21 protein-coding genes are annotated in these 22,159 nt (G+C 49.8%); 12 read left to right on the top strand and 9 right to left on the bottom strand.

What is annotated here, in order from left to right:
* Nucleotides 1-8: 8 nt before the first annotated feature.
* The 3 genes from G7Y39_RS06445 to G7Y39_RS06435 form a co-directional block, all read right to left on the bottom strand.
* Entirely contained in the window at nt 9-497 is a 489-nt protein-coding gene (locus G7Y39_RS06445; protein WP_165156215.1) for a CinA family protein, read from the bottom strand.
* 98 nt (nt 498-595) lie between these two features.
* Nucleotides 596-1,573, bottom strand: a complete 978-nt coding sequence (locus tag G7Y39_RS06440) for a type I phosphomannose isomerase catalytic subunit (protein WP_165156213.1) — start codon at nt 1,571-1,573, stop codon at nt 596-598.
* A gap of 22 nt (nt 1,574-1,595) precedes the next feature.
* Nucleotides 1,596-3,614 carry an alpha amylase C-terminal domain-containing protein gene (locus G7Y39_RS06435; protein WP_165156211.1) on the bottom strand — a complete coding sequence of 673 codons (2,019 nt, stop codon included), beginning with the start codon at nt 3,612-3,614 and terminating at the stop codon, nt 1,596-1,598.
* 98 nt (nt 3,615-3,712) lie between these two features.
* Between G7Y39_RS06435 and G7Y39_RS06430 the strand changes: the two genes are divergently transcribed.
* Nucleotides 3,713-6,001: a cation:proton antiporter gene (locus G7Y39_RS06430; RefSeq protein ID WP_165156209.1), complete on the top strand. Its 2,289-nt coding sequence runs from the start codon at nt 3,713-3,715 to the stop codon at nt 5,999-6,001.
* Between the two features lie 127 nt (nt 6,002-6,128).
* Here G7Y39_RS06430 and fmt read toward each other — a convergent pair whose 3' ends face one another.
* The 4 genes from fmt to G7Y39_RS06410 are packed head-to-tail and all read right to left on the bottom strand — an operon-like array spanning nt 6,129 to nt 10,842.
* A complete protein-coding gene (fmt, locus tag G7Y39_RS06425) occupies nt 6,129-7,103 on the bottom strand; it encodes a methionyl-tRNA formyltransferase (RefSeq protein ID WP_165156207.1) in 975 nt (324 codons plus the stop codon).
* A 31-nt stretch (nt 7,104-7,134) separates the two neighbouring features.
* A complete protein-coding gene (locus G7Y39_RS06420; RefSeq protein ID WP_165156205.1) occupies nt 7,135-8,919 on the bottom strand; it encodes a chloride channel protein in 1,785 nt (594 codons plus the stop codon).
* A gap of 1 nt (nt 8,920) precedes the next feature.
* Nucleotides 8,921-10,279 (bottom strand): sugar transferase, encoded by a 1,359-nt coding sequence (locus G7Y39_RS06415; protein WP_165156203.1) that lies wholly within the window; start codon nt 10,277-10,279, stop codon nt 8,921-8,923.
* 2 nt (nt 10,280-10,281) lie between these two features.
* Nucleotides 10,282-10,842 (bottom strand): L-threonylcarbamoyladenylate synthase, encoded by a 561-nt coding sequence (locus G7Y39_RS06410; protein ID WP_165156201.1) that lies wholly within the window; start codon nt 10,840-10,842, stop codon nt 10,282-10,284.
* Between the two features lie 224 nt (nt 10,843-11,066).
* On the opposite strand from G7Y39_RS06410, the gene recJ reads away from it, so the two are divergent.
* Both recJ and G7Y39_RS06400 read left to right on the top strand, forming a co-directional pair.
* Nucleotides 11,067-12,791, top strand: a complete 1,725-nt coding sequence (gene recJ / locus G7Y39_RS06405; RefSeq protein WP_165156199.1) for a single-stranded-DNA-specific exonuclease RecJ — start codon at nt 11,067-11,069, stop codon at nt 12,789-12,791.
* A gap of 9 nt (nt 12,792-12,800) precedes the next feature.
* Nucleotides 12,801-14,717 (top strand): ATP-dependent DNA helicase RecQ, encoded by a 1,917-nt coding sequence (locus G7Y39_RS06400; RefSeq protein WP_165156197.1) that lies wholly within the window; start codon nt 12,801-12,803, stop codon nt 14,715-14,717.
* Between the two features lie 55 nt (nt 14,718-14,772).
* Here the strand turns inward: G7Y39_RS06400 and G7Y39_RS06395 are convergent, their stop codons facing one another.
* Entirely contained in the window at nt 14,773-15,630 is an 858-nt protein-coding gene (locus G7Y39_RS06395) for an ROK family protein (RefSeq protein ID WP_165156195.1), read from the bottom strand.
* 93 nt (nt 15,631-15,723) lie between these two features.
* Here G7Y39_RS06395 and G7Y39_RS06390 point away from each other — a divergent pair, with 93 nt between their 5' ends.
* The 9 genes from G7Y39_RS06390 to kdsA all read left to right on the top strand — a co-directional run bounded on the left by G7Y39_RS06390 (nt 15,724) and on the right by kdsA (nt 21,188).
* On the top strand, nt 15,724-15,963 hold the full coding sequence (locus G7Y39_RS06390) for a hypothetical protein (RefSeq protein WP_165156193.1): 240 nt from the start codon (nt 15,724-15,726) through the stop codon (nt 15,961-15,963).
* A gap of 136 nt (nt 15,964-16,099) precedes the next feature.
* Nucleotides 16,100-16,288, top strand: coding sequence for a hypothetical protein (locus G7Y39_RS06385; protein ID WP_165156191.1), 189 nt, complete (start codon nt 16,100-16,102; stop codon nt 16,286-16,288).
* Between the two features lie 11 nt (nt 16,289-16,299).
* On the top strand, nt 16,300-17,151 hold the full coding sequence (gene prmA, locus G7Y39_RS06380; protein WP_165156189.1) for a 50S ribosomal protein L11 methyltransferase: 852 nt from the start codon (nt 16,300-16,302) through the stop codon (nt 17,149-17,151).
* Between the two features lie 89 nt (nt 17,152-17,240).
* Nucleotides 17,241-17,462, top strand: coding sequence for a YtxH domain-containing protein (locus G7Y39_RS06375; RefSeq protein ID WP_165156187.1), 222 nt, complete (start codon nt 17,241-17,243; stop codon nt 17,460-17,462).
* Between the two features lie 7 nt (nt 17,463-17,469).
* Nucleotides 17,470-17,877 carry a phage holin family protein gene (locus G7Y39_RS06370; RefSeq protein WP_165156185.1) on the top strand — a complete coding sequence of 136 codons (408 nt, stop codon included), beginning with the start codon at nt 17,470-17,472 and terminating at the stop codon, nt 17,875-17,877.
* Nucleotides 17,837-18,211 (top strand): hypothetical protein, encoded by a 375-nt coding sequence (locus tag G7Y39_RS06365; RefSeq protein ID WP_165156183.1) that lies wholly within the window; start codon nt 17,837-17,839, stop codon nt 18,209-18,211. Before G7Y39_RS06370 ends, G7Y39_RS06365 begins: the two co-directional genes overlap by 41 nt.
* A 185-nt stretch (nt 18,212-18,396) precedes the next feature.
* On the top strand, nt 18,397-19,398 hold the full coding sequence (gene gap / locus G7Y39_RS06360) for a type I glyceraldehyde-3-phosphate dehydrogenase (protein ID WP_165156181.1): 1,002 nt from the start codon (nt 18,397-18,399) through the stop codon (nt 19,396-19,398).
* Between the two features lie 69 nt (nt 19,399-19,467).
* Nucleotides 19,468-20,391: a tRNA (adenosine(37)-N6)-dimethylallyltransferase MiaA gene (gene miaA, locus G7Y39_RS06355; protein ID WP_165156179.1), complete on the top strand. Its 924-nt coding sequence runs from the start codon at nt 19,468-19,470 to the stop codon at nt 20,389-20,391.
* A complete protein-coding gene (gene kdsA / locus G7Y39_RS06350) occupies nt 20,388-21,188 on the top strand; it encodes a 3-deoxy-8-phosphooctulonate synthase (protein WP_165156177.1) in 801 nt (266 codons plus the stop codon). The genes miaA and kdsA overlap by 4 nt, the downstream gene beginning before the upstream one ends.
* A 112-nt stretch (nt 21,189-21,300) precedes the next feature.
* Here kdsA and G7Y39_RS06345 read toward each other — a convergent pair whose 3' ends face one another.
* Nucleotides 21,301-22,002, bottom strand: coding sequence for a Crp/Fnr family transcriptional regulator (locus G7Y39_RS06345; protein WP_165156175.1), 702 nt, complete (start codon nt 22,000-22,002; stop codon nt 21,301-21,303).
* Between the last annotated feature and the right edge of the window lie 157 nt (nt 22,003-22,159).

The following is a 22,159-nucleotide window of genomic DNA, read 5'->3' as shown; positions in this document are numbered from 1 at the left end:
CGGTCCCTTTACTCACGAATCAATCCGAGTAACATACGCAGCGCCGCCTCTGCCGACAAGCGAATGTTCTCCCTACGAGGATTCTCCCCGAAATGACAGCACTCGGAGAGAATCCTCTCCTTATAAGCGGCGGCAATCCATACCGTTCCTACCGGTTTCGAGGGAGTCCCGCCTCCCGGCCCGGCGATCCCAGAGGTAGCGACGGCACAATCACATCCCAATACCCGCATAGCCCCACGGGCCATCTGTTCCACGACCGGTTGGCTTACGGCGCCGTACATATTCAAGTCCGCCTCGGAGACACCGAGCACATGGCGTTTCACCTCGTTGCAATAGGCTACCACACCCCCATTGAAGTATTCCGAGCTGCCCGCCATGGAGGTTATCAGGCTGGCGATCTTTCCACCTGTACAACTCTCTGCCGTACCCATCATTAGGTGTCCTGATTTAAGTGCGTTCGCTACTTCTAACGCTATTGGTAAATCATCTACTTCCATTGCTATAGTAATACGAAAAGTTTCATTATGGGAAAACCCTACTGAAAAAGGCGGAAACTTCGTGTTCCCGCCTTCATTATTATTTCAGCGGACCGGCCTTATTGACCGATATAAGTCTCCATGAACTTAGCGCCCGGAGCCGGAGAGAGGGTTACGACCTCCGTGTCAGCGGGGATCAGGATGGTTTGCCCTTGGTGCACAAAGATCTCATTTCCTTTATTGTCGCGGATGGAAGCCTTGCCTGCCATACAGATGTAAACGACAAAAGAATCCAGTTCCGAGAAATTACGAACCATAATCGTATCCAGATCCAAAAGGTTTGTCGTGAAATACGTACAGTCCGCCAACTCGACCGTGGCATTTGTATGGCCTTTGTAGTGAGTGCGATAATCCGGATACAATGTATAATCGATCGCATCTTTCGCTAACTCCGTATGCAACTCACGGCCGTTGCCATTCGCGTCCTTACGGTTGTAATCGTAAATACGATACGTGATGTTGCTGGTCTGCTGGATCTCAGCGATAAAACAACCCGCTCCGATTGCGTGTACACGTCCTGCCGGTAAGAAAAATACATCACCTTCGTTTACGTCGTAACGTTGAAGTACATCCATGATCGTATTGTTTTCCACCCGTTTCACGTATTCTTCAGCGTCGATTTGCTCAGAGAAACCGGAATACAGGCCGGCACCTTTCTCCGCCTTGATCACATACCACATCTCTGTCTTACCGAAAGAGTCATGGCGTTTTTTCGCTAACTCATCGTCCGGGTGAACTTGAATGGATAAATTATCACGGGCATCGATAAACTTAATAAGCAGGGGGAAAGTCGTCCCGAATCTCTCCATCACTTTCTCTCCCAGCAATTCCTTGCCGGAAGAACGGATCAATTCATCCAAAGACTTACCTTCCCACTCACCATTGTCGACAATCGAATAATTTCCCTCGACATGAGAAAGTTCCCAGCTCTCGCCCACACCGTTCTCTACCGGAGTAATGCCCTTAAACGGGCAGATATCTGAACCGCCCCAAATCACCTTCTTGAGGATCGGCTTAAATGTAAATGGATATAACATAACGTGTTTTGTGTATAGAGTTTTACTTTTTGACCTTCACTTTCCTCAATACGACAGCGCTGCGTGCCGGGATATAAAGTTTCAGCCATTCTTTCTTTTCTTTCTTATATAACGGGTCGAATTGCGTGAAATGCCTTAGGGTATCATCAGACAAGCCAAAGCCCCCGAAACGGGTTGCGTCGGTGTTCAATACGACCTCATATTCGCCCTTCGGAACCAAGAAACCGTAATCCGTGAACGATTTCGTCGGGCTGAAGTTGAACACGAAAACCAAGTCTTTACGCATGTAAGCCAGTATCTGATCACCATCATTATCCCAAACCTTCCGGATAGGGGTATCCTGGAAATTCTTCACGTCCGCGATCAATGCCAACATCTCACGATCGAAATCGCCCAAGAAGTGATACTTCAAATCCAAGTTGTCCACCAAATCCCATTGGCGGCGAGCGTATTTATAAGACCAGCCATTGCCTTCCCGCGGGAAATCGATCCATTCCGGATGTCCGAACTCATTTCCCATGAAGTTCAGATAGCCACCATTAATGGTAGAAGCCGTAACCAAACGAATCATCTTATGCAAGGCGATACCTCTATCTACCATAAAATTATGGTCATCTTTTTGCATATGCCAATACATATCGGCGTCGATCAGGCGGAAGATGATCGTCTTATCACCCACCAAGGCTTGATCGTGGCTCTCGGCGTAACTGATCGTCTTCTCGTCGGCACGGCGGTTCGTCGTCTCCCACCAGATCGAAGACGGATGCCAATCCTCATCCTTCTTTTCCTTGATCGTCTTGATCCAATAGTCCGGGATGTTCATAGCCATACGGTAATCAAAGCCATACCCACCATCCTCTATCCCAGCGGCCAAGCCCGGCATGCCACTCACCTCCTCAGCGATCGTTATAGCGCTCGGGTTCACCTCATGGATCAATTTATTGGCCAAGGTTAGATAAACGATCGCGTCACCATCTTGGCGTCCATTAAAATAATCGCCGTAATTACAGAAAGCCTCACCCAAGCCATGGCTGTAGTAAAGCATGGAAGTCACGCCGTCGAAACGAAAACCATCGAACTTATACTCCTCCAGCCAGAACTTACAATTCGACAATAAAAAATGAAGCACCTCGTTCTTTCCATAATCGAAACACAGAGAATCCCATGCCGGATGCTCGCGGCGTTCGCCATTCAGGAAATATTGGTCATACGAACCGTCGAAGCGGCCTAATCCCTCCACCTCGTTCTTTACGGCGTGGCTATGTACGATGTCCATTATCACGGCGATACCCATCCCGTGCGCCTCGTCGATCAGCTGTTTCAACTCGTCCGGCGTACCGAAACGGGAAGAGGCGGCGAAGAAGCTACTTACGTGATAGCCGAACGATCCGTAATAGGGATGTTCCTGTATGGCCATGATCTGAATGGCGTTATAACCATCCTTCGCCACGCGAGGCAATACCTTCTGACGGAACTCATTATAGGTCCCCACCCTCTCCTCCTGGGTGCTCATACCGATATGGCATTCGTAGATCAAAAGGGGGGATTTCTTGGGTTTGAATCGTTTATTCTTGAATTTATAGGGTTTCTCCGGATCCCATACCTGGGCGCTGAAGATCTTGGATCGCTCATCTTGCACCACACGGCGGATCCATGCGGGAATACGTTCTCCGCTACCGCCGTCCCACTCGACCAGCAACTTGAACAGATCCTCATGACGCATCCGCGCATCGGTCAAAGTGATCTCCCATACGCCGTTCGCCTTACGTTTAAGCTTGTATTTATCATCTTTCTGCCAGCTGTTGAATGTTCCGATCAAATAAATAGCGGTGGCATTCGGCGCCCATTCGCGGAACACCCAGCCTCTCGCAGTTTTGTGCAACCCGAAATAAAGGTATCCGGAAGCCATCTCGGACAAGGTGAGTTTACCATTATTCGTCAGGCTCTTTTCTTTATCAATCACGTATTGATACCGGCCTTCTATAGCCGCCTCATAAGGAGCCAGCCACGGGTCATTTTTTATCAGATTTAGAGACTCCATGATGTATTATAATTTGGTTCCCGGCAAAGATAAAAGAAAAAAACATACCCATTGATAATATTAGGATATTTCTTATATTCGCGGTAAACCGTACGAAGATGAGCAAAGGAACGAAGAGTATAGCCTTTTACTTGATGATGGTCCTCGTTTTTGGTTCGCTGATGTACCTCATCGCCAAAGAGGGGGAAAGTCGGCAACCGGAGGATTCGATTGTGTCCATCCAAAACACGCCCGGCAATTTAGAAGAGGGATTTACCCTGTTTACGCAGTTATTGGTACATAATATCGAGTCTTCCATAGGGATTCTGCTCTTACAAATCATCACGATATTGCTTACGTGCCGCTTGTTCGGCTGGTTATTCCAGAAGATCGGGCAACCCACCGTCATCGGCGAGATCGTCGCGGGAATCGTGTTGGGGCCTTCCGTATTAGGCCATTTATTCCCGGAGGTTTCCGCCTTTCTTTTTCCGACGGAATCGTTAGCGAATATAAATATGCTGAGCCAATTCGGGCTGATACTCTTCATGTTCGCTATCGGGATGGAGCTTAATATCTCCGAAGTGAGGAAAAAGCTGAACGAAACGATTTTAATCAGTCATACCAGTACGATCGTCCCCTTCTTTTGTGGCATGCTGACCGCCTATTTCGTGTACGGCAAATACGCGGATAAAAGCACGCCCTTCCTCTCTTTCGCCCTGTTCATCGGTATCGCCATGAGTATCACCGCCTTCCCCGTATTGGCACGTATTATCCAGGAGAAAGGACTTACGAAGACACATTTGGGTACCATCTCGTTGGCAAGCGCGGCGAATGGGGACATCACCGCATGGTGTTTGCTGGCGGTCGTCATAGCGATCGCACAGGCAGGCTCGATGCTAAGCGCCATTTACAACATCCTGTTCTCGGTCCTTTACCTAGCGTTTATGTTTTTGGCAGTGCGACCATTCCTGCGGATGATCGGGCATATTTACCACAACAAGGAGGTGATCGACAAGGGGTTGGTCGCTTTCATCTTCCTGCAGTTGATCACCTCGGCTTACCTGACGGAGATATTGGGACTGCATGCCCTGTTCGGCGCTTTTATCGCCGGGGTGGTGATGCCGGGAAATATCAAGTTCCGCAAGATCATGACCGAGAAAGTAGAGGATGTATCCCTCGCGCTGTTTCTTCCCCTGTTCTTCGTGTCCACTGGGTTACGTACGGAAATCGGTCTTTTAAACAAACCCGAATTATGGTGGCTATGCCTTATCTTCATTGTCGCGGCCATCGCGGGGAAATTCGGGGGGGCGATGTTCTCCGCCCGGTTCGCGGGTGAGAGCTGGAGGGACAGCCTCTACATCGGGGCGCTCATGAACACCCGCGGGCTGATGGAGCTGGTCGTGTTGACGATCGGGTACGAGATGGGGATATTGACACCTTCCGTATTCGTGATCTTGGTGCTGATGACACTGGTCACCACCTTTATGACAACGCCCTTGGTCTCCTTCATCAAATTCTGCTACCGGGCGCACGATAAGCGGATGGAGCAGAAAGAGTGGATGCCGCTAGAAGGGATATTCAAGGTACTGCTCTCTTTCGGACGGGCCGGGAACGGGCAGATCATGCTGGACGTGGCCTACCAGATGTTCGCCCAAGGCAAGAACAAGCTGGAGCTGACGGCGTTGCACCTGACGGTGGGTCCGGACGTAAACCCACTGCACACGGATAATTTCGAGGAGGTCAGCTTCGGTCCGATCCTTTACGGGGCCAAGAAGCTGGGTATCCAGCTGCAGACCCGCTACGAGGTGTCGAACAATGCCGGGATGGATATTTGCAGCATCGTAAACAACGAGGGGTACGATTTCCTGCTGGTTGGTTCTGGGATATCGATGAGCGACACGCCGGACGATATAGCGGCGAGCCACTATCGGTCCTCTTTCTACAACCGTTATTTCAAACGCCTCAAGGCTCCGGAGTCCTGGTTTTATCCGGGCGCCTTGCTGAAAGACAAGACGAAGATGTTTATCGAGCAAAGCCATTGCCCGGTGGGCGTATTCGTGAACCGGAATTTTGTCAAGGCATCGAGCGTGATCGTGGTCATCGACTCCGGGGAGGATCTGTTCCTGTTGGGATATGCCCGAATCCTATTGAAGTCCACGCACGGCTCGGTCGGCATACTTGACAGATCCAGCGGCACGACCCCGGGGCACGAGGCGATCCGGGAGGGAATCCGGCGGTTCGCGAACGAAGTGGAGCAGGCCGCACTTTTAGGAGAGAAAGACCTTACGCCCCAGTCGTTCAATGGCTTCAACTTCATGCTGATCAGCTATAAGACCTGGAATGATGTCTCCGAGCACCGGAAAGAGGCCTTGCAGAAGATGCCTTCCACACTGATACTAAGTAAATAATAGGGCCTTCCTCTTACGGGGATCGTGACCGGGTTGTTACGACACCCGTAACGGCGCTATTACGGATGTCGTAAACCCACGATTAAATGTATGAATAATAATCCAATACGCAGTGGAGGTATGGCGGTCAGCCCACCGTATATTCTGCGATTTGCTTGAAGCCATTCAGGAAGTCCGTCGTATCCATCCGTCTCTTTCCAGCGAGCTGCAAGGAACGCAGGCGGAGGAAACCGTCCCGCACGGCCACGTCGATATACGACTTGTGATCTGTATGGATAGAGCCGACCGAGAAGTCATGCTCCGCCGGACGTTTCTCCGCCTGATAAATCTTTAAGGCCAGACGCTTGCCATCCGTCGAGATCAATTCCGTCCAAGCGGCAGGATAAGGAGAAATCCCGCGGATGAAATCATAGATCTTCTTCACCGGCTGGCTCCAGTCGATACGGCAGGTGTCCTTGAATATCTTCGGTGCTGGGCGCAACTCGGAAGCATCCTTATAGAATTCCTCTTGAGGAACGGCGTCTGTCTTTCCATCCAACAGCAAATCCACAGTCTCGGTAACCAACCCCGCCCCCATCTTCATCAAAGCGTCATGAACGGTACCTGCGTCATCGGTATCGTCGATCGGCAGATGTCTCTGGCGGATGATCCTACCCGTATCGATCGCATGCGTAAGGAAGAAGGTAGTCACGCCGGTCTCCGTATCGCCGTTGATAACCGCCCAGTTGATCGGAGCGGCGCCCCGGTATTGCGGAAGCAAGGAGGCATGCAGGTTAAAAGTGCCCAGGCGCGGCATATTCCATACCACCTCCGGCAGCATACGAAACGCCACCACGATCTGCAAGTCCGCGCGCAGGGCACGCAGTTCCTCTAAAAAAACCTCATCCTTCAGCTTCTCGGGCTGCAAGACCGGAAGGCCTGCCGACACGGCATATCGCTTCACGGCGCTCGGCTGTAGCACGCTGCCGTGACGGCCCATCGGCTTATCCGGTATCGTAATAACACCGACTACCTTATAGCCACCTTCTACCAAGGCTCGCAGGCTCTCCACGGCGAAGTCGGGAGTGCCCATATATACGATTCGTAAATCCGCTTTTCTCATATGTAATCATTTTGGATTTGTTTGTAACAAGTCAGTCCCCGGAAAAATTATCGACCAAGACTTCCCGGTAGGAATTGAATATCTTCGATTTCGACATAAAGCCGATATAATGCCCCTTCTCATCGACCACCGGAAGATTCCACGCTTTCGTGTCATCAAACGTCTGCATGATCTGATCCATCGGCGTGTTGATTACGATCTTGGCCGGGGCGGAAACCATGAACTTCGATACATGGAAACGATTATACAACTCCGGACGGAACATGATATTCCGGATATTATCCAGCAAGACAATGCCGAGTAACACGCCCCGCTCGTCCACGACAGGGAAAGAGTTACGTCCGCTTCGGGAAATAACCTTTACCATATCGCCCAGCGTCATCTCCGGAGACACCACCTGGAAATCTTTCTCGATCACGCTATCTGCCCGCAGCAAGGTAAGCACCGCCCGATCCTTGTGGTGCGTCAGCAATTCGCCTTTCTGCGCCAAGCGCATGGAGTAGATGCTATGAGGCTCGAACATAAGGATCGTGATATAGGAACTGATCGAGACGATCATCAAAGGGAGGAACAAATCATACCCGCCCGTCAGCTCGGCGATCAAAAAAACACCAGTCAAAGGAGCGTGCATCACCCCAGACATAATGCCCGCCATGCCCAGCAAAGCGAAATTCTTCTCCGAGATATACATCGTGAACGGGAAATAATTAGACGTATGCGCGAAGATAAAACCGGCGATACAGCCCAGATACAGACTAGGAGCGAAAATACCGCCGCAACCGCCCCCGGCATTCGTGGCGCTGGAAGCGAATACCTTCGTAAGCAAGATCAAGGCCAAGAAGATCAAGACCCCGAAATACGTGTCATTCAGATCATAGAACAAGCTCTTGTCCATGATATGCGAGAACTGCCCGTTCAGTAACGAGCCGATCGTATCATAGCCCTCGCCATAGAGCGGCGGAAACAAGAATATCAAGATACTCAGCATCACGCCACCCAGCATAAACCGCTTCCAATACGTACCCAACTTCCGGTACATCCCTTCCACCTTGTTCATCACACGAGTAAAATAAAGGGATACCAGCCCGCAAAAGACACCCAGCAAGAGCACGTAGGGAATACGCCCGATCTCGAAGGCCTCGGTCTGAGAGAACTTAAACAGGGCCTCGGTACCGGTAAAAATATAAGACATCGTAGCCGCCGTCACCGACGAGATCAGCAAAGGGAGCACGGAAGTCATCGTAAGATCCAGCATCAATACTTCGATCACGAACACCAACCCGGCGATAGGTGCCTTGAAGATACCGGCGATAGCTCCGGCGGCGCCACATCCCACGAGTAACATCAACGTCTTCTGCTCCATCCTGAACAACCGTCCCAGATTAGAGCCGATAGCCGCCCCTGTCAATACAATAGGAGCCTCCGCCCCGACCGATCCGCCAAAGCCGATCGTAACGGAACTGGCTACGATAGAAGTCCATGTATTATGCGGCTTGATACGGCTCTTTCGTTGCGAGATGGCATACAAGATCTTTGTCACGCCGTGGCTGATATCATCTCGCACGATGTATTTCACGAACAATCCGGCCAACAGGATCCCGATCACCGGATAAAGCAAATAGAGGTAATTCACGCCATCAGCGTTGAAATCGCCCGTCAACATATGCTGTATGAAATGAATCAGCTGTTTCAGCAGCATGGCGGCGGCAGCCGTACAAAGCCCCACGATAAAACTGATAATCAAGATGAAATGCTTCTCCTTGACGCGCTTTTCCCGCCACAACAAGAATTTATAGAATAAACCTTCGTTTGCCATTTTAAATACCTTTCCCTGTAAACACTGTCTTAACTGTATAAATAAGAATCGTTATGTCCAGAATCAAGGACATATTCTCGTAATATAATATATCATATTCCAAGCGCTCGATCATCTCATCCACGCTGCCGGCATATCCATATTTCACCATTCCCAACGAGGTGATCCCCGGACGTACGTTATGCAGCAGATAGTAGAAGGGGGCTTTCCTCACGATCCGTTCGATGAAGTATTTACGTTCCGGACGAGGGCCGACCAGCGACATATCCCCTTTCAGCACGTTCCAGAACTGGGGCAGCTCGTCCAAGCGGTATTTCCGCATCACCCGTCCGAAGGGAGTGATACGGCGATCGTCCTCGGAAGAGAGCAACGGGCCTTCCTCCTCGGCGTTCGTATACATCGTGCGAAATTTATAGATCATGAAAGGCTCGCCCATGTATCCGATCCGTTCCTGACTGAAAAACACCGGGCCGGGGGAATCCCTCTTCACCCGCCAAGCGATATACAGGAACAAGGGAGATAAGAGCACCAAGAAAAACAGGGAGAGCGTCTTATCCATAAAGAGCTTTACATTCTGCTCGATGGGCAAGAAGTTGTTATCCGTCACGTCCACCAACGGAACACCCTTTATCGTCTTGATCTTCACGCGCGATAATGAGCCGGACTTATCCGCCAATATCTTGATCGGCCGTTTATAGCAATATAACGTGTACAGGATATCCATCAAACGGCTATTATCTGCCGTCTCCAAGGCGACAACCAGCTCATCCACCTTTTTCTCTTCGACGATCGCCGGCAAAGATTCCAAATGGGACTCAGAGACAAAGCCGACGATATTATAGCCCAACCCATGCAGGTCGCTGGCGATACACGCGGCTCTCTTCCCCGCCCCGATCATCAATACATTCAACGCCCATTCCCCGCGCTTTATCTTCCGTAACCCGGCCTGCGTAATCAATAATCGGGGGGCATACGTCAGGACGAACTGCAATCCCCACAAAGAGAAAAACATATCATAATACACTTGATAGGAACGGGGCAAGTCATTCAGCACCAAGGCAAAAAACAATATCACGACACCGATCGACACGCTCCCCAGGGTAGAGAACAACTCGGTAAGCCTCGACTTACCGAAGGGCTTATTATAATAACCGGAAAACCAATACAATACGAACCAGAAAAACGGGATCAACAACTGCCCTTTCAACGAGAGAATATGCAACAAAAAGACCCCGACGGTATCAAACCCTTCATACACCGCCACCTTTTCATAGCGTATCAGGTTAAATAATAACCAGACTACCGACGACGCTATAAAATCCGAGACAATATACTTGCCGGCTTGTACGCTTTTCTTCATCCTTATCTAATTACCTGCACAAGCCCACCGGCTCCTAACTTGATAATGCCGGACGGAGCGGCCTTACGCATGTCATCCTGACGATAACTCACGATATAATCCACACCCTCCTTGATCACCTCCGACACCTCGCTGAAATTAGCGGGAGAAGGCTCACCGCTTACGTTGGCGGAAGTAGAGACCAACGGTTTACGGTAGCGCTCGCACAATCTCTTGGAGAACTCCTCGTTCGTAACGCGGATACCCACGCTACCATCGGCTCCCAACAGATTTGGCGCCAAGTTCTTGGCACTTGAGTAAATGATGGTCAACGGCTTGTCAGACACGCCAATCAAGTCCCAAGCGATATCAGGGACATCCGGCACGTACCTATCCAACTTAGCCTCGCTGTCCATCAAGACCAGCATAGCCTTATTGTCCGCCCTTCGCTTCAGCTCGTACACCCTTTGTACGGCTTTTTCATTGGTAGCATCGCAACCAATTCCCCAGATAGTATCTGTAGGATAAAGTATTATGCCGCCCGCAGCCATCACCTCGCAAGCCTTTTTAATATCTTCCGTCATTGTGTTTTATAATATGCGGGCAAATGTACGAATCATTCTCCTACTTCAAAAAAATAATAACAAAAAAACTATTTTCTTTAAGCCATACCGGATATACCATATTTAATTCCTAACTTTACGGGTTGAAATATATCGCGGAAGTCTCGCCTCTGTCATACGAATGATTAGGGATGACAAGGCATCCGTAGTATCAGGCAAGCAAAAAAGAAAAAAAACAATATATAATGATTAACAAATGGAACTTTCAAACCCCATCAGAAGAAGAGTTGCGTAAGAGAGACCAACTGATGGCTGAACTGGGATTCAGCCCGGTGATCTGTCTCTTGCTCGTTCAACGAGGTATCACTTCGATCGAAGAGGCGAATAGATTCTTTAAACCCAGCTTGAACGATTTGCACGACCCATTCCTTATGCCGGATATGGATAAGGCGGTGAGACGCTTGAACAAGGCCTTGGGGAATAAAGAAAAGATTTTGATCTACGGCGATTACGACGTGGATGGGACGACGGCGGTGTCGCTCGTCTTCAAGTATTTAAGACCTTACTCGTCTACCTTGGATTTCTATATCCCGGATCGATACGACGAGGGATACGGTGTCTCTTACAAGGGCATCGATTATGCCGCCGAGAACGGCGTATCGCTGGTTATCTCGCTGGATTGCGGTATCAAGGCGATCGAGAAGATCGAATACGCCAAGAAGAAAGGCATCGACTTTATTATTTGTGACCACCATATGCCGGACGCCACTTTGCCGGACGCTGTCGCCGTATTGGATGCCAAGCGCTCAGATTCTATCTATCCGTATGAGCATTTATCGGGTTGCGGAGTGGGATTCAAGTTCATGCAGGCATTCGCCAAGAGCAATAATTTCCCGTTCTCGGATCTGGAGAAGTTGCTGGAGCTGACGGCGGTCAGTATCGCCTCGGATATCGTCCCGATCACGGGAGAGAACCGTATACTCGCCTATTACGGGCTGAAGCAATTGAACAACAACCCCAGCCTTGGGCTGAAAGGGATCATCGATATCTGCGGATTAACCGGGAAGGAGATCACGATCAGTGATATCGTCTTCAAGATCGGCCCCCGTATCAACGCCTCCGGCCGTATGATGAACGGGAAGGAGGCGGTGGAGCTACTACTGTCCAAGGATAGCGCCAGCGCCCGGGAAAAGAGCGAGAGCATCAACCAATACAACGAGGAACGCCGGGAATTGGACAAGAAGATCACCGACGAGGCGAACGCCATCATCGATGAGTTCCAGAACATGGAGGACCGGAAGGCGATCGTGGTGTATAACCCAGGATGGCATAAGGGCGTAATCGGTATCGTGGCTTCCCGATTGACCGAGAAGTACTACCGCCCGGCGGTCGTCCTCACAAAATCGTCCGAGTTGATCACCGGATCGGCTCGTTCCGTGACAGGTTTCGATATTTACAAGGCGATAGAGGGTTGCCGGGACTTATTGGAGAATTTCGGGGGGCATACCTACGCCGCCGGGCTTTCCCTCCGGGAGGAGAACCTGGAGGCATTCACCGAGCGTTTCTTGAAGATCGCTTCCGAGGAGATCATACCGGAACAGTTGATCCCGCAGATCGACATCGACGCCATTTTAGACTTGAAGGAGATCAACCAGAAGTTCGTGAACGACCTGAAGACGATGAGCCCGTTCGGGCCGGACAACCAGAAGCCCGTGTTCTGCTCGCTTGGCGTAAAAGACTACGGCACCAGCAAGCTCGTAGGTAAGGAACTGGAACATCTTAAGCTGGAATTGATCGACGGGAACTCAAGCACCCCCATGCATGCCATCGCTTTCGGTATGCACAGGTACAACGACCATATCAAGGGAATGAAGCCTTTCAACATCTGCTACACGGTGGAGGAGAACACCTACAACGGCAACACCTCTATCCAGCTGATGATTAAAGACATCAAACCCCACGATCTATGAGGAGGGCAGGTGGACGTCTACCATAAGATATTAGAGAAGTACTGGGGATACCCTGCTTTTCGCCCCTTGCAGGAGGATATTATCCATTCCGTCTGCGCCGGGAGAGATACGCTCGGGCTGATGCCTACGGGTGGTGGAAAGTCCATCACCTTCCAGGTGCCGGCCTTGGCGATGGAGGGGATCTGTATCGTCGTAACGCCCTTGATCGCCTTGATGAAAGACCAAGTGGAGAACTTACGCCGGGTCGGTATCAAGGCTACGGCCGTTTATTCGGGCATGAGCCGGCAGGAGATTATCGAGCGACTGGAGAATTGCATCTTTGGGGAATATAAGTTCTTGTATGTCTCCCCGGAACGGCTTGGTACGGATATTTTCCGGGTCAAGATGGAGGCCATGCGGGTTTGTCTGCTAGTGATCGACGAGAGTCACTGTATCTCTCAATGGGGATACGATTTCCGTCCTTCTTATCTCAATATCGCGGAGGTCAGGGACCTGTTGCCAGGCGTCCCGGTATTGGCCTTGACCGCCTCGGCTACCCCGGAAGTAGTGAATGATATACAAAAGCGCCTGCGGTTTAAGGAGAAGAACGTATTCCAAAAGAGCTTCGCTCGCGAGAATCTGGCTTATGTTGTCCGGAAGACGGAGGATAAGTTAAATACACTCGTTTATATATTGGGAAAAGTTCCGGGCACGGCCATCGTATATGTCCGCAGCCGGAAACGCACCAAGGAAATCGCCGTCACGCTGCGACAGGCGGGTATCTCCGCCGATTTCTTCCATGCCGGGTTAAACCGCGACGAGAAGGAGTTGCGTCAGACTCGCTGGAAAAACAACGAGTGCCGGGTAATCGTATCGACCAACGCTTTTGGCATGGGTATCGATAAGCCAGACGTGCGATTGGTCGTGCATATGGATATGCCGGGATCGTTGGAGGAATATTATCAAGAGGCCGGACGCGGGGGACGCGATGGGGAAAAAGCCTTCGCCGTGGCCCTTTGTTCCTCCGCGGATAGCGCCAAGCTAAAGAAACGGCTGGCGGATGAGTTCCCGGACAAAGCGTTTATCCACCGGGTCTATGAGGCATTGGGCAATTATTACCAGATCGCCGTAGGGTACGGGCTGGATACGGTACACGATTTCTCGTTGACGGATTTCTGTTCCGCTTATAAGTTCTCTTTATCGCAAGCGCATCATGCCTTGAAGATCCTTGAGTTATCGGGCTATATCGAGTATACGGAAGAGGTGGACAACGCTTCCCGCCTGATGTTCACGGCTACTCGCGACGAGCTATACAGGTACTTGAATGAGAACAAGCGAACGGATGAGGTGATTCAGACGATCTTACGCTCTTACACCGGGCTATTCGCCGATTATGCTTATATCGATGAGAGCGTAATCGCTACCCGCGCGCACGTGACACCTCACGAGGTGTATGAGACCTTGGTAGGCTTATCCAGATACCGGATCGTAAACTACATCCCGCATAAGAAAACCCCGTTGATTATCTATACCCGTACCCGGGAGGAACAGCGATACCTATCCATACCCCGCGCGGCGTATGAGGAACGCAAGGAGCGTTTCGGGAAACGGATCGAGAAAGTGCTGGAATATATCAACGAGGAACGGGCCTGCCGTAGCCGCATGCTCCTATCCTATTTCGGCGAGGAAGACTCCGCACCTTGTGGCCATTGCGACGTATGCCTATCGAAGCACGAATCACAGCTTACGAATTGGGAATTCGACGCTATCCGGGAAAGTCTCATGAAGATATTGGCCGGAGAATCCCCTATCCCCGTGAAAGCACTTATTACGAAATTGTCTTTCCCACGAGAGAGGAGCCTCACGGCCATTCGCTTTCTGGCGGATCAAGATCCCCGATTCACATTAAGCGACGGTTATCTATCGCGCAAGGATCCGGCAAAATAGCACGACGCCCGCCGTTAGCTTCTTAGAATGCCCATTGTCAGCGTGCCAGGTGGTTTTATTTGTCATAACAAAGAGAAGCCGCGCCGAACAGCCCCGGATTCTCCAGCTTAGAGAAACGTATCTTCAAGTTCTTGATAGAGTTCGGATAAGCGAAATTCTTCAAGTCCTCATACATACTCTCCTCAAACAACGCATGGGCGGCGGTCACCGAGCCTCCGAAGACGATCATCTCCGGATCAACCGTCAATACCACGATCTTGATAGCGGCGGCCACATGTACGCCCAACTGCCGGTAAGCCTCCAGTGCCTGCTCGTCCCTCCGCGTCGCACGAGAGTACATCTCCTTCCCATCCACTCCCCACACGTTCATGAAATAGGAGCCGCTACAGAAATATTCCAAGATCTTTCCTTGGTAGGGAATCATGCCAAACTCTCCCGAGCCACAATTAGCGTCGGCCAGCAGCTTGCCTTTCTGGATAATTCCACCTCCCAAGCCCGTACCTAAGGTGAGGCCCACGAAGTTATCAACCGTTTTCCCTTCGCCAAAGATCCGCTCACCCAGGGCGAAGCAATTCGCGTCGTTATCCACATAAACCGGCACGGAGAAGCGAGCCTCCAAGATCTCCTTCAAATGGACCTCCTCCCAAAGCGGGATATTCACCACATTGTATACGATTCCCTTCTCGCGATCCACCACGCTCGGCACACCGATACCGATAGCTACCACACACTCGTCCCACACGGAACGGATCACCGCTATCAAAGCCTCCAATGTCTCCTCGCGATCCGCGGCGTCCTTGGGAGTCGGCGCGCTCCCCTGAGCCACTAATCGATCCCCTACGATACGGCCGGCACGCATATTCGTCCCCCCTAAATCCACTCCGATGTAAGCCTTTTTCTTCTCTATACTCATTCTTTTCACGATATTAATTAGATTATACTCCCACAAAGCTAACAAAAAAAAGGCAATGCCACGCATAACAGAGGCTTTTAACAGCCCGCACCGATGCGTATCGACACGCCACGGTATCTCACGCAGATCGAAATTAAGGCGAAAACAAGTGCGTTTTTACGTATCGCGCCGACGCGTTTCCGTCTACTTACGTCGAGCGAGACGTTGAAAAAGCACGGTTTTTTGCTCACGAAATCAAGCGAAAAACGCCTTTTTGAGATCACAGGGATCACATACAGCCCATTTTTCGCACGCTTGCCAAGCAAAGGAGAACTGCCGCTTAAGGGAGACTGAAATCATTAAAGGGCAAGAAGATAGTCCGAAAAGTTTTTATAAAGGCTCGTAAAGATGCGCCCTTTGCGCCCTACTCTCCCCGTTCGTTTCTCATTGAAACCCGACCGGAAAACCATTGAGATACGGCGCTAAGTCAATGGAACGCACGACGGATTCCAGTGACTTGGCTACCCGATTCCAGACAGATGTCGCCCGGCTCTCCCTCTCGACACGCCTGCGAAAGCAACTCTTGCTGAATTATTTTGAAGACGTATTGTTTCGTTTCCCACAAAATGTAACTATATTCGCGGGTGTACGCACGGTTCGGAAAGTAAGTACCGGCTAAAATCAACTGACATGAACTATTACGAACTTCGTTTCACATACACCTCTCCTATCGAGAAAGAGATTGTCAATGACGTGCTAGCCGCCGAGTTGGGGGAAATCGGGTTTGAGAGCTTTACGGAAAGCGAGAGGGGGTTGTTGGGATATATACCCGAGGCTTTCTACGATAAAAAGACATTGGATGATAAACTGACCTGTTTTCCGCTGGAGAATACCCAGATCGATTATACCTCCGAATGGGTGGAAAGCAAGGATTGGAATGAGGAATGGGAGAAAAATTATTTCAAACCGATCCGGATCGGAAACGAATGTATCATCCGTGCCTCCTTCCACGAGGCGGAGCCCGGCTATACCTACAATCTACTGATAGACCCGAAAATGGCTTTCGGTACCGGCAATCACGAAACGACCTGTTTGATGATAAACGAGATGCTGAAACTAGACCTGGAAGGCAAGGAGCTGCTGGATATGGGATGCGGCACAGCCGTGCTGGCTATCTTGGCCCGGCTGAAAGGGGCGAGACGGGTAACGGCCATCGACATCGACGAGTGGGCTTACAACAACGCCCTGGAGAATATCCGCCTGAATCATACCGAAGATATACAAGTCGCCTTGGGCGGCGCCGAGAAAATCAAGGAATTCGGGCGATTCGACATTGTCTTCGCCAATATCAACCGGAACATCCTCCTGAATGACATTTGTCAATACACAACCGGTATGAGACCGGGAGGCCTCCTGTTTATGAGTGGCTTTTACGTAGAAGATATCCCGGCGATAGAAGCAGAATGTCGGAAGAACGGGCTGAAACTGGATTCTTATAACGAAAGAAATAACTGGGTTGCCGTGAAGGTCTTGAAAGGATAACTTTTTTTAACGACAAAAGCGGAGACTGGGATAAACCTTAATCCAAATAAATACGTTATCTTAGTGGAAACTTCTAAAAAGAAAAAGTTATGAAAAGCGTAGATTCAAAATTATTACTTGGCCTTGTGGTAGGCGCGGCTGTTGGTGCCGCTGTAGGTTATTTGGCAGCGACAGATAAGAGAGAGCAATTACTGGAAGAGTTGAACAGTGTTGTCGGGAAAGTAAAAGAGGGTTTTAACTCCGCTCTTGCCAAATACAAAGAAGGGAAGCAAGAAGCGGTGCAGGCAACCGAAGGAACCGTAACTGAATAAGCTTTGTATGGAGAAGGATTCAGGAACGGTCTTCCGTGAGCTGAAAGAGGATGTATCGGCTTATGTGGAGTTAAAACTTGAGCTCTTAAAGTTGAGCACGTATGAGAGAACGGGTAAGGTCATAGGCGTTCTCTCATATGGCTTGGTAGTATTGTTCTTGGCGTTCTTCGCCATCTTGTTCATATTCTTAGCCTTAGGCTTCTTCCTAGGGGATTGGCTCGGCTCATCCGGGTTCGGGTTCGGTATCGTAGCGGTCTTGTACCTGCTACTTATCGGTGCAGTAATGATGAATAGGGACAGGATCTGCACAAAAGTATTAAACGAGGTAATAGCCGCCATGACGGCGAATGACGATAATAATGACGCGACAAACGATGAACAACCGGCAAACCCCACTGGAGAAACTGATTTCTGACAAAGAACGCATACAAAGACAATGTAAGCGACAGGAACAGAAATTAAACGAGGAGTTCTCTTATATACAGGAGAACGCCGGAAGTTTGTTGTTATCCGGATTACCGTCTCTACTTTTCCCCGGCAATAAGTCAACGACAAAAACAGCTGACAAAAACACAGCTCCCGTAGCGGCCGGACAACCTCCCATCGCTTTAGGGATATCGGACTATTTGTCCATAGCGAAAGGCTTGATACCCTTCGCTTGGGATCTCGCTCAACCATTTATCATGACCTGGGGAATCAAGAAAGCGAGAAAATGGTTCTCTAATCTCTTATTCAAGAAAAAGAAATAGCCTCTAACAATTAATTTATGTTAGGGGGCAGGTTTTTCTGCCTATATTATAAGGCTCAATACAAAAAACTTGACTACATTCGCGGTCGTCGGGAGAGGGGAGAGGTGTATATCTACCCCTTGCGCCGGAATAGGAAATGGAAATAAGGACTTATTATTAATAAACCCATAAAAAGTTTTATTACAATGATCAAACTAGGTATTAACGGTTTCGGCCGTATCGGACGTATGGTGTTCCGTGCTGCAGTTGCTAACTTTGGCAACGACATTCAAGTTGTAGGTATCAACGACCTTTTGGATGCTGATTACTTGGCATACATGTTGAAATATGACTCAGTACACGGTCGTTTCGACGGCGAGGTCGCTGTAGAAGACGGCGCTTTGGTTGTAAATGGCAGCAAGATCCGTTTGACAGCTGAGATGGATCCCGCTAACTTGAAATGGAACGAGGTTGACGCTGACGTTGTTGTTGAGTCTACGGGTTTCTTCTTGACAGACGAGACAGCTCGCAAGCACATCCAGGCTGGCGCTAAGAAAGTTATCATGTCTGCTCCTTCCAAGGACGCTACCCCTATGTTCGTTTACGGTGTTAACCATACGACTTACGCGGGTCAAGACATTATCTCTAACGCTTCTTGTACTACAAACTGCTTGGCTCCTATCGCTAAGGTTTTGAACGACAAGTTCGGTATCGTTAAAGGTTTGATGACTACGGTTCACGCTGCTACTGCTACTCAGAAAACGGTAGACGGTCCTTCTAAGAAAGACTGGAGAGGTGGTCGTGGTATCCTTGAGAACATCATCCCTTCTTCAACGGGCGCCGCTAAGGCTGTAGGTAAGGTATTGCCTGTATTGAACGGTAAATTGACAGGTATGGCTTTCCGTGTACCGACTTCCGACGTTTCGGTTGTTGACTTGACAGTCGTTCTTGAGAAAGAGGCTTCTATGGCTGACATCTGCGCCGCTATGAAGGAAGCTTCTGAAGGCGAGTTGAAAGGTGTTCTTGGTTATACGGAAGACTCTGTTGTCTCAACCGACTTCCGCGGCTGCTCCAACACTTCGATCTTCGACGCTAAAGCCGGTATCTCTTTGGATGCTAACTTCGCTAAGGTCGTATCTTGGTACGACAACGAGTGGGGTTATTCAAACAAAGTTTGTGAGATGGCTCGCGTTATCGCTGGTAAGTAAGTTATTACCACACGACATAGAAAAGGCTGTCCTCTTTGAGGATGGCCTTTTTTTTCGTACGTTTGTAGCATGAAATCATATGAGCTTATCACGATTCTAGGGCCTACGGCTTCCGGAAAGACGACCTTCGCCGCCGCTCTCGCCGCCCGTTTGGATACGGAGATCATCAGCGCGGATTCCCGGCAGATCTATCGTTCGATGGATATCGGGACGGGTAAGGACTTGGCCGATTACAACGTGGATGGGAAACAAATTCCTTACCACTTGATCGATATCCGCGAACCCGGCTATAAATATAACGTATTCGAGTACCAACATGACTTTTTCCGGGTCTATGAGGAGATGAGGCGGAGGGGTAAACTCCCGATCTTATGCGGAGGGACGGGGATGTACATAGAGGCCGTGCTGAAAGGCTATAAGCTGTTGGACGTGCCTCAAAACCCAGAGCTAAGGGAAACCCTTAGAAACAAAACCTTGAGGGAGCTGGAAACCATCCTCGCCTCTTATAAGGTATCGCATAATAAAACGGACGTGGACACCGCCCAGCGGGCGATCCGTGCGATCGAGATCGAGGCGTATTATAAGACACAGGCACCGGGCATAAATGAATATAATCCGATCAACAGCCTGATCATCGGTATCCGTATCGACCGGGAATTACGAAGGAAGAGAATATCCCGACGCCTGCGGACCCGGTTGGATGAAGGAATGGTGGACGAGGTCCGTGCGATCTTGGCCACGGGAGTCAAACCGGAGGACTTGATCTATTATGGATTGGAATATAAGTTTCTTACGCGCTATATTATCGGGGAGCTTTCTTTTGAGGAGATGGTCTCGCGACTGGAGATAGCGATCCATCAATTCGCCAAGAGGCAAATGACTTGGTTCCGGGGTATGGAACGCCGGGGTTGCGAAATTCATTGGATAGACGCCACGCTCCCGACCGAAGAAAAAATAGCGACAACCATGCGAATTCTAAATAATCAGCTATGATAACAATAAACGATCTAAATAAAAGCGAGCACTTCTTCTTGATGGCAGGTCCCTGCGTAATCGAGGGGGAGGATATGGCGTTACGTATCGCCGAGAAAATAGCGGGTATCACGGAAAGGCTGCGTATACCCTATGTATTCAAAGGCTCCTATCGGAAAGCGAATCGCTCCCGGCTGGATTCTTTCACGGGCATCGGGGATGAGAAAGCGTTAAAGATCTTACGGAAGGTGAGCGAGACGTTTGATATCCCCACCGTTACCGACATCCATGAGGCAACGGAGGCTGCCATGGCCGCCGCGTATGTCGATGTCCTTCAAATCCCGGCTTTCCTATGCCGTCAAACGGATTTATTGGTGGCGGCGGCCGAGACCGGGAAGATCGTCAATATAAAGAAAGGGCAGTTCCTTTCGCCGGGTGCCATGCGATTCGCCGTACAAAAGGTAGTGGACGCAGGGAATGATCAGGTCATGATCACCGAGCGGGGAACGACATTTGGCTATACCGACCTTGTTGTCGATTTCCGGGGCATCCCGCAAATGCAGGCATTCGGTTTCCCGGTTATCATGGATGTAACCCATTCCTTGCAACAACCGAACCAAACCTCCGGAGTGACCGGCGGATTGCCTGCCCTTATCGAGACGATAGCGAAAGCCGCTATAGCCGTGGGCACGGACGGACTGTTTATAGAGACTCACCCGGAGCCAAGCCAAGCCAAATCCGACGGGGCCAATATGCTCAGACTGGATTTATTGGAGGATCTTCTGACACGTTTGATACGCTTACGACAAGCCCTGTAAAGCTCGCTCGCCAAAGGATCTATACAGAAAGACTTGGCCGACGCATATATACCAACTAGCCCCGGCTAGTATATATGCATCGGCCAAGCAGTATATATTCTACGAGAGACCGTTATCCCAACCGACTGATCTTCCGCAGACGCCCCTCGTCAAGCAAACTGATTTTCCGGCCATCGACAGCAATGAGACGCTCGTTGATAAAGGTGGACAACGTGCGGATAGCGTTCGAGGTAGTCATATTCGACAGATTCGCCAAATCCTCCCGAGACAAATAAATACTCAAAGTGGCACCGTCCTCTTCCAAGCCATAACTATCTTTCAGAAACAACAAAGACTCAGCCAAACGTCCGCGAATATGTTTCTGCGTAAGGTTTACCGTACGTTCATCCGCCACTCCTAAATCAAAGGACAATTGACGGATAAAAAACATCGCCAAATTCGGATTGCTCATCAAAAGATCAACAACCACTGTCATAGGAACCATGCAAACCGTGGAAGACTCGAAAGCGGAAGCGTTCGTCAAATAATTTTCTTGCGCGAAACTGGCCCGGTAACCAAAATACTGCACAGGCTTGATCATCCGGATAATCTGGCTTCTGCCACCTACTCCATCCTTGTAAATCTTCACTTTACCCTTCAACAAGCACATCATGTCCTTTGGCTCGTCGCCCTCGCAATAAATCAACTCGTTCCGTTTGAAATACTGGACCTTCGAACTATAACGGAGGATCTCGCGTTCCTTCTCGGTCAAAACCCTCCACACCTCTGATAAACTGGCCGATAAATCGACCTCTTCTTTTTGCTGTTTAATCACGACTGCTATATAACATACTTATGAAGCACAAATGTACGATTTTTCTTTGGGAAAAATAAAAATTTTTGTGCGATTAATTTACCATATTGTAACATTTTACTTTCTTTCACGTCTAAACTGAGATTTATTCATTATGTTTGTCCGGAAAGAATGTAAA

Source organism: Parabacteroides sp. ZJ-118, from assembly GCF_011038785.1.
Classification (GTDB): Bacteria; Bacteroidota; Bacteroidia; order Bacteroidales; family Tannerellaceae; genus Parabacteroides.
The sequence above is the reverse complement of the archived record's forward strand: the minus strand, read 5'-3'. Positions and strand labels throughout refer to the sequence as shown.

Coding starts and splice junctions, on each gene's coding strand:
- G7Y39_RS06420 (WP_165156205.1), bottom strand. CDS start 8,919: ATGGCAAACGAAGGTTTATTCTATAAATTCTTGTTGTGGCGGGAAAAG.
- gap (WP_165156181.1), top strand. CDS start 18,397: ATGATCAAACTAGGTATTAACGGTTTCGGCCGTATCGGACGTATGGTG.
- G7Y39_RS06395 (WP_165156195.1), bottom strand. CDS start 15,630: ATGAGTATAGAGAAGAAAAAGGCTTACATCGGAGTGGATTTAGGGGGG.
- G7Y39_RS06365 (WP_165156183.1), top strand. CDS start 17,837: ATGAACAACCGGCAAACCCCACTGGAGAAACTGATTTCTGACAAAGAA.
- kdsA (WP_165156177.1), top strand. CDS start 20,388: ATGATAACAATAAACGATCTAAATAAAAGCGAGCACTTCTTCTTGATG.
- prmA (WP_165156189.1), top strand. CDS start 16,300: ATGAACTATTACGAACTTCGTTTCACATACACCTCTCCTATCGAGAAA.
- recJ (WP_165156199.1), top strand. CDS start 11,067: ATGATTAACAAATGGAACTTTCAAACCCCATCAGAAGAAGAGTTGCGT.
- fmt (WP_165156207.1), bottom strand. CDS start 7,103: ATGAGAAAAGCGGATTTACGAATCGTATATATGGGCACTCCCGACTTC.
- G7Y39_RS06385 (WP_165156191.1), top strand. CDS start 16,100: ATGGAACGCACGACGGATTCCAGTGACTTGGCTACCCGATTCCAGACA.
- G7Y39_RS06370 (WP_165156185.1), top strand. CDS start 17,470: ATGGAGAAGGATTCAGGAACGGTCTTCCGTGAGCTGAAAGAGGATGTA.
- G7Y39_RS06435 (WP_165156211.1), bottom strand. CDS start 3,614: ATGGAGTCTCTAAATCTGATAAAAAATGACCCGTGGCTGGCTCCTTAT.
- G7Y39_RS06410 (WP_165156201.1), bottom strand. CDS start 10,842: ATGACGGAAGATATTAAAAAGGCTTGCGAGGTGATGGCTGCGGGCGGC.
- G7Y39_RS06390 (WP_165156193.1), top strand. CDS start 15,724: ATGCGTATCGACACGCCACGGTATCTCACGCAGATCGAAATTAAGGCG.
- G7Y39_RS06445 (WP_165156215.1), bottom strand. CDS start 497: ATGGAAGTAGATGATTTACCAATAGCGTTAGAAGTAGCGAACGCACTT.
- G7Y39_RS06430 (WP_165156209.1), top strand. CDS start 3,713: ATGAGCAAAGGAACGAAGAGTATAGCCTTTTACTTGATGATGGTCCTC.
- G7Y39_RS06375 (WP_165156187.1), top strand. CDS start 17,241: ATGAAAAGCGTAGATTCAAAATTATTACTTGGCCTTGTGGTAGGCGCG.
- G7Y39_RS06415 (WP_165156203.1), bottom strand. CDS start 10,279: ATGAAGAAAAGCGTACAAGCCGGCAAGTATATTGTCTCGGATTTTATA.
- G7Y39_RS06440 (WP_165156213.1), bottom strand. CDS start 1,573: ATGTTATATCCATTTACATTTAAGCCGATCCTCAAGAAGGTGATTTGG.
- miaA (WP_165156179.1), top strand. CDS start 19,468: ATGAAATCATATGAGCTTATCACGATTCTAGGGCCTACGGCTTCCGGA.